This is a genomic window from Brevundimonas sp. UBA5713 (assembly GCF_002419815.1).
Classification (GTDB): Bacteria; Pseudomonadota; Alphaproteobacteria; order Caulobacterales; family Caulobacteraceae; genus Brevundimonas.
In genome coordinates, this window is sequence record NZ_DIGV01000025.1 from 10,433 (window position 1) to 22,238 (window position 11,806).

The window sequence follows — 11,806 nt, forward strand, 5'->3', positions numbered from 1 at the left end:
GCACGTCGGCCACCTGCGCTCCTCCATCATCGGTGAAAGCCTGAAGCGCATCTTCCGCTTCCGTGGCGACGAAGTGATTGGCGATGCCCACTTCGGCGACTGGGGCTTCCAGATGGGCCTGCTGATCACCGCCTGCGGTGACGAGGGTCTGGCTGATGCCTTTATGGCCGAGGGCGATGGCCCCTTCCCGTTGGAAAGCCCTGTCTCGCTGGAAGACTTGGAGCGTCTGTATCCGCAGGCCGCCGCCAAGGCCAAGGAAGACCCCGCCTTCCGCGACCGCGCCCGCAAGGCGACCGCAGAGCTGCAGGCTGGCCGTGCCGGCTACCGCGCCCTGTGGCAGCATTTCGTGGCCGTCAGCCGCACCGCCCTGACCCGCGAGTTCGCGGCGCTGGACGTGACCTTCGACCTTTGGAACGGCGAATCCGACGCCGATCCGGTCATGGAAGAAATGATCGCCGACCTGAAGGCCAAGAACCTGCTGGTCGAAGACAATGGCGCACAGGTCGTCCACGTCGCGCGCGATGGCGAAACCCGCAAGAAGAAGCTGGATGACGGTTCGGTCGTGCAGGTTCCCTCGCCGCCGCCGCTGCTGGTCATCTCGTCGGAAGGTTCGGCCATGTATGGCACCACCGACCTGGCCACCATTCTGGACCGCAAAAAGTCGATCGCGCCGGACCTGATCCTCTACGTCGTGGACGAGCGTCAGGCCGAGCATTTCGAACAGGTCTTCCGTGCGTCGTATCTGGCCGGTTACGCGCCTCAAAAGTCGCTGGAGCACCTCGGCTTCGGCACCATGAACGGGCCGGACGGCAAGCCGTTCAAGACCCGCGCGGGCGGCGTGCTGAAACTGCACGACTTGATCACCATGACGACCGAAAAGGCGCGTGAGCGTCTGAAGGAAGCCAAGCTGGGTGAGGACCTGACCGAAGCCGAGTTCGAAGAGATCGCGCACAAGGTCGCCATCGGCGCCCTGAAGTTCGCAGACCTGTCGAACGCCCGCACGACGTCTTACGTCTTTGACCTCGACCGTTTCACCAGCTTCGAAGGCAAGACTGGCCCGTACCTGCTGTATCAGGCTGTCCGCATCAAATCCCTGCTGCGCAAGGCCGCCGACCAAGCTGCCGAGCACGGCGAGATCGTCATCGCCGAACAGGCCGAGCGCGATCTGGCCCTGACGCTGGATGCGTTCAACACCGCTGTGTCGGATGCCTATGACAAGCGTATGCCGCACCTGATCGCCGAGCACGCCTATCGCGTGGCGCAGAGCTTCTCGAAGTTTTACGCCGCCTGTCCGGTTCTGGCCCCCGGCCATGAAGCCACCCGTGGCTCTCGCCTTGCCCTGTCGGCCGCAGCCCTGCTGCAACTGGAAACTGCGCTCACCTTGCTGGGTATCCAGACGCCGGAACGGATGTAAACGGCAACGCCTCCCATACAGAAAGGGCCGGATGATCCTCTCATCCGGCCCTTTTCTTATTCTGTAAACGCGATCACGACTTCAGCATTGTCGGCGGGACGCGGCGCAGACCGAACACCTTTCGCGGTATACGCGGCTCAAAGGATTTGTGTTCGCTGGCCATAGATTGATCCGACAACGAAACTTGCTGGTTTTCGGCGGCAACGGCAAAGTGTTGTTCGTTCGCGGAGGCGTCCTTGCGGGTCATCAGTACTACTTTCTGAAAATCACTGTTCTTTCTAACTCGGTCCAATAAATGCCTGACAGCCCGAGAAGCTCACCCTTAAAAAGTAAATAGATGTGAAGCCGCCAAAGAGGCCGGACACCGAAGCATCCGGCCTCCTGACCACGTCCTAGCGCGGCGGCTGCGTCAGCGGACGCTCCGACAGGGGATCGGGGCGTTCCTGATCCTGACGCAGGCGATTGGTCGCCTGTTCGTTGTCGGTGCGGTTTTCACTTTCCAGCCGCTCCTGATCTTCCTGCTGGGCGGTGTGGGTAAAGGCCTCGCCCACCTCGTGTCCCTTTTGTGCAGGATCGGCGGTTGCATCGCCCGTCATACCCGGGCGAATGTTGTCGGGGAAGTTGGTGTCGGTCATCCGGCATTTCCTCTTTATTGCGCCCCTGTGAATTCAACGGCATCACACATCGGCTGTTCCCGTTGGGGCCATCACAGGGTCGTCAGTGGTTGTTGTCTGGCTTTAACGGTCGGGCTTGTTGGCCTGTCCTTGATTGACGCCACCATCGGGCTGAACCATGCCGCTGGATTGCGGCTGGCGCGTCTGGCCATCGTCGCCTTGCATCGCGGCATCGGGATCGCGATCACTGGCAGTTTTTGGCTGGGCTTCGGGATGGGCACCACCGCGAGCCAGACGCTCTTCGTCAGGCTGGTCATGCGTATGTGCCTCGGCCCCCTCGCGAGGCGTATCGGGTCGATTGGGGTCAGTCATCGATAGTCTCCTTGGCTAGAAGTGCCTGCTGACACGGTCAGGGGCGGTTGATCTGCGGGTCGGCATTGCCCAGCCCGCCGGTGGCCGATTGCGAGATGCGATCGGCACCGTCCTCGTTCAGCTCTTCGGCAAACTCTTCGCTGATCTCCTCGGGGCCGCGCGGCTCGCGGCTCGCATCCATCTTGGTGCGCAGCTCTTCGTCGCGTTGGTCGTCGCCCACAAAGTCGGGCTGCGCGGGATCGCTCTGGCCTTGCGCTTGTTGGCCTTGCTGTGGCTGCAGCGGCGCGTTGGACGGCACGTTTTCAGGTCGTGAACTTTGGGATTGGTTACTCATCTGGGCCGTTCCTCGTTTGGCCCCCCGCTGAGGAAATAACCCGAGGCCAAGCCCGCCGTTCCGCCCTCTGCACCAATGTCCAGTTGCGAACCTTGGTACCGGGACAACCGCACATTACCACTTCTAATTCATTGTTTAGTAAGCATCTTTTTCAGCAGGACGGCGGCTTTGGCGATTGCCTAACCAGAGTCCCAATGGCTAAGCTTGGGCAGAGTTTTTTAGGGTTTTGCTTTCGTGTCCAACGCTCCCAAGACGGGCTACGCCCGCACCCCGACCGCTGACGGCGGCGTCCAGTTTAACTATCGCGGCGTGCGTCTGGCCCCTGGCCTGCCCGCAGGCATGGCAATCTTGCCTGCGATAGTGATCTTCGTCATCGGCGCATTCAGCACACCCCATGGCTTTGCGCTGTTCGTCATGGTGCTGATCTACATCTTCGTGTTCACCAAATTCCTGAACAAGACCGACCGCAGCATCACCATCTATCCGGACCGCATCGTCACCTATAAGGGCCAGACCATCGCTTTTCGCGACATCACCCACCTCGGTTGGGAAACCCACAGCCAGTCGGGCCGCGGTTTCGACGGTTCGTTCCTGAAGGCCCAGTCGATGGGCGTCGTCCACAACGTCTCGGGCTATACCAATCAGACCATCGCAACCGGCTTGCACAACGAAGCCAGGCCGATTTCGCAAATCAAGTTCGGCTAAGCCTTACCGCTTAGGCTGATAGATTGAACGGCGGGGTTGGGTTAAAGGTCAGGGATGACCGATACCCTCCCCGCCGTTTCCGTATCCGACCTAGACGCCTTCATCGCCGGCCTGCCCAAGGCCGAACTGCACCTGCACATCGAAGGCTCGCTCGAGCCGGAACTGATGTTCGAACTGGCCCAGCGCAACAACGTCGCCATCCCCTACGACAGCGTAGAGGCCGTGCGCGCCGCCTATGACTTCTCGAACCTGCAGGACTTCCTCGACATCTATTATGCGGGCGCAAATGTGCTGCTGACCGCCAAGGATTTCGAAGACCTGACCTTCGCCTATTTCACGCGTATCGCTGCCGACAATGTGCGCCACGCGGAAATCTTCTTTGACCCGCAGACTCACACCGACCGTGGCGTCGCGTTCGAAACCGTGGTCGAGGGCATCATCGCGGGCATGAAGCGCGCCGAGACCGAACTGGGCGTCAGCTCGGGCCTGATCCTCAGCTTCCTGCGCCACCTGTCCGAAGAAGCCGCGTTTGAAACTCTGGAAATGGCCAAGCCCTATCTGGACCGTTTCATTGGCGTCGGCCTAGATAGTTCGGAAGTCGGCCACCCGCCCTCAAAGTTCGAGCGCGTCTTTGCCGCCTGCCGTGAGCTGGGCCTCAAGATCTGCTGCCACGCCGGTGAAGAAGGCCCGCCTGCCTACGTGCACGAGGCACTGGACCTGCTGAAGATCGACCGCATGGACCACGGCAACCGCTCGATGGAAGACGAGGCGCTGGTCGAGCGTCTGGCCAAGGAGCAGATGACCCTGACCGTCTGCCCGCTGTCGAACCTGAAGCTGTGCGTGGTCAAGGACCTGAAGGATCACCCGATCCCGTCCATGCTGGCCAAGGGCCTGCACGTCACACTGAACTCGGACGACCCGTCCTATTTCGGCGGCTACGTGAACGACAATTATATCCAGCTCGCCCGCGCCGTCGGCCTGACCCGCGAACAGGTCATCCAGATCGCCAAAAACTCGTTCGAAGGCAGCTTCCTGCCGGAAGACAAGAAGGCCCAGTATCTGGCCGAAATCGACGCCTACGTCGCAGCCAACTAAGCCAAACACAGCAAAAAGCCCCGTTGTCGCCAGCGGGGCTTTTTTCTAGCCTACAAGTCAGCGCTGGAAGAGGCGAGAAATCCCCAACGCATCAAAGCTGTCGCGGGCGGCCTGTGCCGTGTCTTCGGCGATGGCGCGGGTGGCGTCTTCGATGACCACGGCTTCGAAGCCTTCACGCACGGCGTCCTCGGCGGTGAAGCGCACGCAGTAGTCGTAGGCGAGGCCACAGACGAACACGCGCCGGATGCCGAGGTCGCGCAGCAGTCCGGCCAGACCGGTGGGGGTCTGGTGGTCATTTTCGAAGAAGGCCGAATAGCTGTCCACCGCAGGGTTGGCCCCCTTGCGGATGATGGCCGCCGCGCGCTGGATCGTCGGCGCGACATCGGCATGAAAGTCCGCGCCCTTTGTGCCCTGAACGCAGTGGTCGGGCCACAGCATTTGCAGGCCGTATTCAACCTCAATCTGGGTGAACGGAGCCGCCCCTTCATGGTTGGAGGCAAAGCTGATCTGGTCGGCCGTATGCCAATCCTGAGACACGATCACGGTTTTGAACTGCGCCGCGATCTGGTTGATCAGGGGCATGATCCCTGCCCCGCCTTGAACCGCCAAGGCCCCGCCCTCGCAGAAATCATTCTGCGGATCGACCACGATCAGGGCGTCATGGTCGGTCACGTCAAAGGCGGGGATGGTCATAGGCTTACACTCCGCAAGTATCGGCGATGATGTCGATTTCGTTGGCCGAGCCGAGGATGACCGGCACGCGTTGGTGCAACTGGGTCGGGGTGACGTCGAGGATGGCGGCGCGGCCATCGGTGGTGGACTTGCCGCCCGCCTGCTCGACGAGGAAGCTCATCGGATTACCTTCATACATCAGGCGCAGCTTGCCCGGCTTGTTCGGCTCGCGCTTGTCCCACGGATACAGGAAGACGCCGCCGCGCATCATGATGCGGTGCACGTCGGCGACCATGGCGGCGACCCAGCGCATGTTGAAATTCTTGCCGCGACCGCCCTCGGCTCCCTGAAGGCAGCCCTCGACGTATTTCTGCACGCCCTCGGCCCAGTGACGCTGGTTCGACATGTTGATGGCGAACTCTTTGGTGTCGGGCGTGATCTTGATCTCGGGGTGGGTCAGCAGCCACTGGCCGTCCAGCGACAGGGTGAAGCCCGACACGCCCTTGCCGGTCGTCAGCACCAGCATGGTCTGGCCGCCGTAGAGCACATAGCCCGCCGCCAGCTGTTTGCGACCATCCTGCATGAAAGATGCGTCGGTGACCTCGCCTTCCGGCGCGGCCAGCACCGAGAAGATGGTGCCGACAGGGGCATTGATGTCGATGTTGGAGGAGCCGTCCAGCGGGTCGAACAGCACAAGGAATTTACCGCCCGAATGTTGGGCGGGCTGGCAGTTGTCCATTTCCTCGGAGGCGACGCCAGCGACCAGCGGCAGGGCCAGCAGGGCATCGGTCAGGATGTCGTTGGAGATGACGTCCAGCTTCTTCTGCTCTTCGTCCTGCACATTAACAGCGCCGGACGCACCCAGCGCACCGGCCAGCGCGCCGCCCGACACCACCTTGCGGATATCCACGCAGGCCGCCGCGATATGGGCCAGCAGTTCGGCCAGACCGTCGGTCAGGCCAGCGGCCGACAGATGCGCAGACAGATCAAGGCGGGTCTCGGTCATTTTATCCATTCCAGAACATCGATTCCGTTGGCCTCTCATGGCCTCAGCCCGCCCGAGAAGCAATGGTTGGCGGTTCCCAATCAACCTGACCGATTAGATGGGCTGAAACCCCGCGTCACCGCAAATCCCCACAGATCGTGCGTATATGGCGGCTCGCTTTCGCCACAGTTCGCTTGACTTGGAGTCGGAGTCGATGGCTTAGGTGCGCTTGCTCTCGCGGGAGAGATCGGTCGGGGATGCTCTCTATCCCCAGATCGGAGCCGAAGGCGCAACCGCCCCGGAAACGCTCAGGCAAAAGGACCGCGAGAGGAATAAAACGCTGGAAAGTCGCTGTCGGGCCCACAAACCGGCAACGCGCCGAAGGAGCAAGGTCACCCATCCCCCTCGCGGTGATCGGAATCTCTCAGGCCTCAGGGACAGCGGGGGCGCGTACGGCAAGGCCTTTGCCGTGAGAACGCGACTCCGGAGTACGCCCATGAGCGACGACGCCCTGAAGATTACCCCTTTGAACGCGGCGCATCGCGCCCTTGGTGCCCGCATGGTGGGCTTTGGCGGCTATGACATGCCGGTGCAGTACGAAGGCGTGCTGGCCGAGCATAAATGGACCCGCGAACACGCGGGCCTGTTCGACGTCTCGCACATGGGTCAGGCCAAGATCACCGGCAAGGACGCCATCGAACAGTTCGAGCGCTTCGTCCCCGGCGACTACAAGATCCTCAAGGACAACAAGCAGAAATACTCCCTGCTGTTGAACGATGAAGGCGGCATTATGGATGACCTGATGGCGGGCAAGCCCGACCATGACGGTCTGTATGTGGTGGTGAACGCCGGCAACAAGGACGCCGACTTCGCCCATCTGCGCGCCAATCTTCAAGGCGATGCCCAGCTTCAGGTCATGGAAGACCGCGCCCTGCTGGCCATTCAAGGCCCCGAAGCCATCGCGGTCATGACGCGCCACGAACCGGCGCTGGCCGAAATGTCCTTCATGGACGTGAACCGCCTGATGGTGTTCGGCGTCGACTGCTACATCTCGCGCTCGGGCTATACGGGCGAGGACGGCTTTGAAATCTCGGTGCCGTCTGCCGATGCCGAGCGCATCTGGAACCTGCTGCTGGAAGACGAGCGCGTGAAGCCGATCGGCCTTGGCGCGCGTGACAGCCTTCGTCTCGAAGCGGGCCTGCCGCTGCACGGGCATGATCTGGACGCCACCGTTTCTCCGGTCGAGGCCGATCTGGCCTTCGCCGTGTCGAAGTCGCGCAAGGAAGCCGCCGATTTCCCGGGTGCCGAGCGCATCCTGAAGGAACTGGCTGAGGGTCCGTCGCGCAAGCGCGTGAACCTGATCGTCAAGGAAGGTGCTCCGGCCCGCGAAGGCGCCGAGATCGCCGACAAGGACGGCAATGTCATCGGCGTCGTCACCTCGGGTGGCCCCTCGCCTTCGACCGGTCAGAAGATCGCCATCGGCTTTGTGCCGCCCGCCTTTGCCGAGATCGGCACCGAGCTTCAGGTCATCGTGCGCGGCCGTGCTGCCGCCGCCGAGGCTGTGGCATCGCCGTTCGTGCCAACCCGTTACTACCGCAAACCCAAGGCTTGAGAGGGATCAGCCATGAAATTCACCAAGGATCACGAGTGGGTCTCGCTGGACGGCGACATCGCAACCGTCGGCATTTCGGCTCACGCAGCTGGTGCCCTCGGCGACGTTGTGTTCGTCGAAACGCCGGAAGTCGGCAAGGCCGTGACCAAGGGCGACAGCTTCGCCGTGGTTGAATCGGTCAAGGCCGCCTCGGACGTTTACGCGCCGGTCTCGGGCGAAGTCGTTGAAGCCAACGGCGCACTGGCCGATGCACCGGAAACCGTCAACGCCTCGCCGGAAGGTGAAGGCTGGTTCGCCAAGATCAAGGTGTCGGACGCCTCGGAACTGGACGGCCTGATGGACAAGGCGGCTTACGACGCCTTCCTCGCGACCCTCTAATGAATACCCGCCCGCCCCGACCTTGCTCGGGGCGGGGTTCTTTTACCCTTCCCAATACTCCGGCCGAATGCCGGACGGATCGGAACTGACCATGCGTTACCTCCCTCTGACTGCCGATGATCGCGAGGCCATGCTGGCCGCGATCGGGGCCAAGTCGATCGATGACCTGTTCGTAGACGTGCCAGCAAGCGCACGCCTCGAAGGCCCTGTGGACCTGCCGCGCGTTGCGGGCGAACTGGAAGTCGAACGGGCCCTGTCGGCCATGGCGGCCAAGAACAAGACCGCTGGCTCGGTTCCGTTCTTCTGCGGTGCGGGTGCCTATAAGCACCACGTTCCGGCGACGGTTGACCACATCATCCAGCGTTCGGAATTCCTGACCTCCTACACCCCGTACCAGCCGGAAATCGCACAGGGCACCCTGCAGTACCTGTACGAGTTCCAGACCCAGGTTGCGAACCTGACGGGCATGCCGGTCGCCAACGCCTCGCTCTATGACGGCTCGACCGCCATGGCCGAGGGCGTGCTGATGGCCACCCGCGTCACCCGCCGCAACAAGGCTGTGATCTCGGGCGGCGTTCACCCGCACTACGTCAAGGCCACCGAGACCGTGGTTCACGCCATGGGCGTTGAAACCCAGGTGCTTCCGGCTGCCGTTGATGCCGAAGCCGACGTCATCGCCCAGATCGGCCCTGACACCGCCTGCGTCGTCGTGCAGACCCCCAACGTGTTCGGCACCGCCACCGACGTGACCAAGATCGCCGAGGCCGCTCAGGCCAACGGTGCCCTGCTGATCGTCGTCGTGACCGAGGCCGTCTCGATGGGCCTGCTGAAATCGCCGGGCGAAATGGGGGCCGACATCGTCGCCGCCGAAGGCCAGTCGATCGGTAACGCGCTGAACTTTGGCGGTCCGTACGTCGGTCTGTTCGCCACCCGCGAAAAGCTGCTGCGCCAGACGCCGGGCCGCTATTGCGGCGAGACCGTCGATGCCGAGGGCCGTCGCGGCTTCGTGCTGACCCTGTCGACCCGCGAGCAGCATATCCGCCGCGACAAGGCGACGTCGAACATCTGCACCAACTCGGGCCTCTGCACCCTCGCCTTCACCATCCACATGAGCCTGCTGGGTGAAACCGGCCTGCGTCAGCTGGCCCTGCTGAACCACGAAAAGGCTCTGGCCACCCGTGATGCACTGGCTGCCATTGAAGGCGTCGAGGTCCTGACCCCGCGCTTCTTCAACGAGTTTGCCGTCAAGCTGCCGAAGAACGCCGCCGAAGTGGTCGAGCAACTGGCCGCCCAAGGCATTCTCGCCGGCGTGCCGTACAGCCGCCTCGCACCGGAAGCAGGCCTCGACGACGTCCTGCTGGTCGCCGCTACCGAGACCACGCGCGATGCCGACATCAAGATCCTCGCCTCGGCTCTGGCCGCGGCTGTAGCGTAAGGAAGGGCCACAGACATGAGCACCATGAACAACGTCGGCCGCCCGACCACCCCGAACGCTGTCGAGACCAAGCCTGCGACCCTGACCGGCGCGCGTGGCCTGTTGCAGGACGAAGCTCTGATCTTCGAAGGCGAAGGCTGGGGCAAGACCGGTGTGGACCTTGCTACGCCTAAGACCGATGGCTCGGACCTCGGTGATCTGGTCCGCCGCGACCCGATCGGCCTGCCGGGCCTGTCGGAGCCGGAAGCCATGCGCCACTACGTGCGCCTGAGCCAGAAGAACCACGCCATCGATCTGGCCATCTATCCGCTGGGTTCGTGCACCATGAAGCACAACCCGCGCCTGAACGAGAAGATGGCTCGTCTGGCTGGTTTCTCGGACATCCACCCGCTGCAACCGCAATCGACAGTCCAAGGCGCGCTGGAGTTGATGGACAGCCTGTCGCACTGGCTGACCACCCTGACCGGCATGCCCGCTGTGGCCCTGTCGCCCAAGGCCGGTGCCCACGGCGAGCTGTGCGGCCTGATGGCCATCCGCGCGGCCCACGAAGCCAAGGGCGAGCACGAACAGCGCCGCAAGGTGCTGGTTCCGACCTCGGCCCACGGCACCAACCCTGCCACCGCAGCCTTCGTTGGCTATAGCGTTGTCGAGGTCGCCCAGACCGAAGACGGCCGCGTGGACGTGGCTGATCTGGCCTCCAAGCTGGGTCCGGACGTGGCGGCCATCATGGTCACCAACCCGAACACCTGCGGCCTGTTCGAGCGCGACATCATGGAAATCAGCCGCCTGACCCACGAGGCGGGCGCCTACTTCTATTGCGACGGCGCGAACTTCAACGCCATCGTCGGTCGCGTGCGTCCGGGCGATCTGGGCGTCGATGCCATGCACATCAACCTGCATAAGACCTTCTCGACGCCGCACGGCGGCGGCGGTCCGGGCGCTGGTCCGGTGGTCCTCTCCGAAGCCCTCGCTCCGTTCGCTCCGGCCCCTTGGGTCGTGAACACCGGTGACGGCTTCAAACTGGTCGAGCGTGAGGAAGATGAGGCTGCCCAAGCCTTTGGCCGTCTGTGCGCCTTCCAGGGCCAGATGGGCATGTATGTGCGCGCCCTGTCCTACATGATGTCCCACGGCGCTGACGGCCTGCGTCAGGTGGCCGAGGACGCAGTCCTGAACGCCAACTACATCAAGGCCCGCCTGCAGGACCTGATGAGCCCGGCCTTCCCGGACGGCCCGTGCATGCACGAAGCCCTGTTCGACGACGAATGGCTCAAGGGTACGGACATCACCACGCTCGATTTCGCCAAGGCGATGATCGACGAGGGCTTCCACCCGATGACCATGTACTTCCCGCTGGTGGTGCATGGCGCGATGCTGATCGAGCCGACCGAAACCGAGTCCAAGGCCGAGCTGGATCGCTTCATCGAGGCCATGCGCCTGCTGGCCGAAGCGGCCAAGGCCGGTGACGTCGACCGCTTCAAGGGCGCACCGTTCCACGCCCCGATGCGTCGTCTGGATGAGACCAAGGCGGCCCGCTCGCCGAAGCTGCGCTGGGTCAAGCCGGAAGGCTCCAATCAGGCCGCCTAAGTCCGCCTGAACGACTGTCCCCCACTAACGCCGTGTCTTTCGGGACACGGCGTTTTCTTTTCGCTCAAGCTAAACCGTTGTTCATCCAACAGACACCTTAAAGCCTTCAACATCGTGCATATGTGCAGTGTCGATTCCTCCCCTATCGACGCTCCCTCCCCGTTTGCCGCTTTTGCCGAGACTGTTTCGCCCCGTGACACTGGTTTTGTCCCCGATAGTACCGCCGCCTCCGCGCAAGGGGGCTAGCCGCCGCCTGCGCCGTTTGGCCATGCTGTCGGTCGGTGTGCTGGTTATTCTGGTCGGTCTTGTCATCGCCCCCCTGCCGGGCCCGGGCGGTATTCCGGTGATCACCCTTGGTCTGGTGATCGTGCTGCGCAACTCCTTTTGGGCCAAGCGCCAGTTCATTAAGGCCCAGCGGGCCAAACCCAACTGGGTCTATCCGTTCCGCCGCCTGATGCGCAAAAATCCCGAAATCGCTCCGGTGTTCTGGCAACAGGCCCTGCGTGTCGAGAAGATGGTGATCCGTCCGCGTCGTCGCCGCCCCTTGCCCAAGCTGCGTCGCCGCATCCGCTGCGCCGTGCGTCGCTCGCGTGCCGGTCGCGCGGT

At 62.9% G+C, this 11,806-nt stretch carries 14 protein-coding genes and 1 riboswitch; of the genes, 8 read left to right on the plus strand and 6 right to left on the minus strand.

Translation table 11 applies throughout. From position 1 onward, the window contains the following. A partial coding sequence (gene argS / locus B3B04_RS06005) for an arginine--tRNA ligase (RefSeq protein ID WP_292040989.1) occupies positions 1 to 1,414 on the plus strand: 1,414 nt, incomplete at its 5' end. 73 nt (positions 1,415 to 1,487) lie between these two features. Here the strand turns inward: argS and B3B04_RS06010 are convergent. The 4 genes from B3B04_RS06010 to B3B04_RS06025 all read right to left on the minus strand — a co-directional run bounded on the left by B3B04_RS06010 (position 1,488) and on the right by B3B04_RS06025 (position 2,734). Then, a complete protein-coding gene (locus B3B04_RS06010) occupies positions 1,488 to 1,661 on the minus strand; it encodes a hypothetical protein (protein ID WP_292040991.1) in 174 nt (57 codons plus the stop codon). 145 nt (positions 1,662 to 1,806) lie between these two features. After that, complete coding sequence (locus tag B3B04_RS06015) at positions 1,807 to 2,049, minus strand: hypothetical protein (protein WP_292040994.1); 243 nt, start codon at positions 2,047 to 2,049, stop codon at positions 1,807 to 1,809. 102 nt (positions 2,050 to 2,151) lie between these two features. Next, entirely contained in the window at positions 2,152 to 2,400 is a 249-nt protein-coding gene (locus tag B3B04_RS06020) for a hypothetical protein (protein WP_292040996.1), read from the minus strand. A 37-nt stretch (positions 2,401 to 2,437) separates the two neighbouring features. Next, on the minus strand, positions 2,438 to 2,734 hold the full coding sequence (locus B3B04_RS06025) for a hypothetical protein (RefSeq protein WP_292040998.1): 297 nt from the start codon (positions 2,732 to 2,734) through the stop codon (positions 2,438 to 2,440). A 234-nt stretch (positions 2,735 to 2,968) separates the two neighbouring features. On the opposite strand from B3B04_RS06025, the gene B3B04_RS06030 reads away from it, so the two are divergent. Continuing rightward, on the plus strand, positions 2,969 to 3,439 hold the full coding sequence (locus B3B04_RS06030) for a hypothetical protein (protein WP_292041000.1): 471 nt from the start codon (positions 2,969 to 2,971) through the stop codon (positions 3,437 to 3,439). 54 nt (positions 3,440 to 3,493) lie between these two features. Further along, positions 3,494 to 4,534, plus strand: coding sequence for an adenosine deaminase (locus B3B04_RS06035; protein WP_292041002.1), 1,041 nt, complete (start codon positions 3,494 to 3,496; stop codon positions 4,532 to 4,534). A 57-nt stretch (positions 4,535 to 4,591) separates the two neighbouring features. Here B3B04_RS06035 and pncA read toward each other — a convergent pair whose 3' ends face one another. Both pncA and B3B04_RS06045 read right to left on the minus strand, forming a co-directional pair. Next, positions 4,592 to 5,227 (minus strand): bifunctional nicotinamidase/pyrazinamidase, encoded by a 636-nt coding sequence (gene pncA / locus B3B04_RS06040; RefSeq protein ID WP_292041003.1) that lies wholly within the window; start codon positions 5,225 to 5,227, stop codon positions 4,592 to 4,594. 4 nt (positions 5,228 to 5,231) lie between these two features. Next, positions 5,232 to 6,212, minus strand: a complete 981-nt coding sequence (locus tag B3B04_RS06045) for a class 1 fructose-bisphosphatase (protein WP_292041005.1) — start codon at positions 6,210 to 6,212, stop codon at positions 5,232 to 5,234. Between the two features lie 207 nt (positions 6,213 to 6,419). Beyond that, positions 6,420 to 6,525, plus strand: a riboswitch (glycine riboswitch). Between the two features lie 162 nt (positions 6,526 to 6,687). On the opposite strand from B3B04_RS06045, the gene gcvT reads away from it, so the two are divergent. From gcvT to B3B04_RS06070, 5 genes are all read left to right on the plus strand, one after another. Continuing rightward, entirely contained in the window at positions 6,688 to 7,803 is a 1,116-nt protein-coding gene (gene gcvT / locus B3B04_RS06050; RefSeq protein ID WP_292041009.1) for a glycine cleavage system aminomethyltransferase GcvT, read from the plus strand. Positions 7,804 to 7,815: 12 nt separating this feature from the next. Next, a complete protein-coding gene (gene gcvH, locus B3B04_RS06055) occupies positions 7,816 to 8,181 on the plus strand; it encodes a glycine cleavage system protein GcvH (RefSeq protein WP_292041011.1) in 366 nt (121 codons plus the stop codon). A gap of 91 nt (positions 8,182 to 8,272) precedes the next feature. Then, the gene (gcvPA, locus tag B3B04_RS06060) at positions 8,273 to 9,616 is read left to right on the plus strand and encodes an aminomethyl-transferring glycine dehydrogenase subunit GcvPA (RefSeq protein WP_292041014.1); all 1,344 of its coding nucleotides are present in this window, start codon (positions 8,273 to 8,275) and stop codon (positions 9,614 to 9,616) included. A gap of 15 nt (positions 9,617 to 9,631) precedes the next feature. Next, on the plus strand, positions 9,632 to 11,200 hold the full coding sequence (gene gcvPB / locus B3B04_RS06065) for an aminomethyl-transferring glycine dehydrogenase subunit GcvPB (protein ID WP_292041015.1): 1,569 nt from the start codon (positions 9,632 to 9,634) through the stop codon (positions 11,198 to 11,200). 205 nt (positions 11,201 to 11,405) lie between these two features. Beyond that, a partial coding sequence (locus B3B04_RS06070) for a PGPGW domain-containing protein (RefSeq protein ID WP_292041018.1) occupies positions 11,406 to 11,806 on the plus strand: 401 nt, incomplete at its 3' end.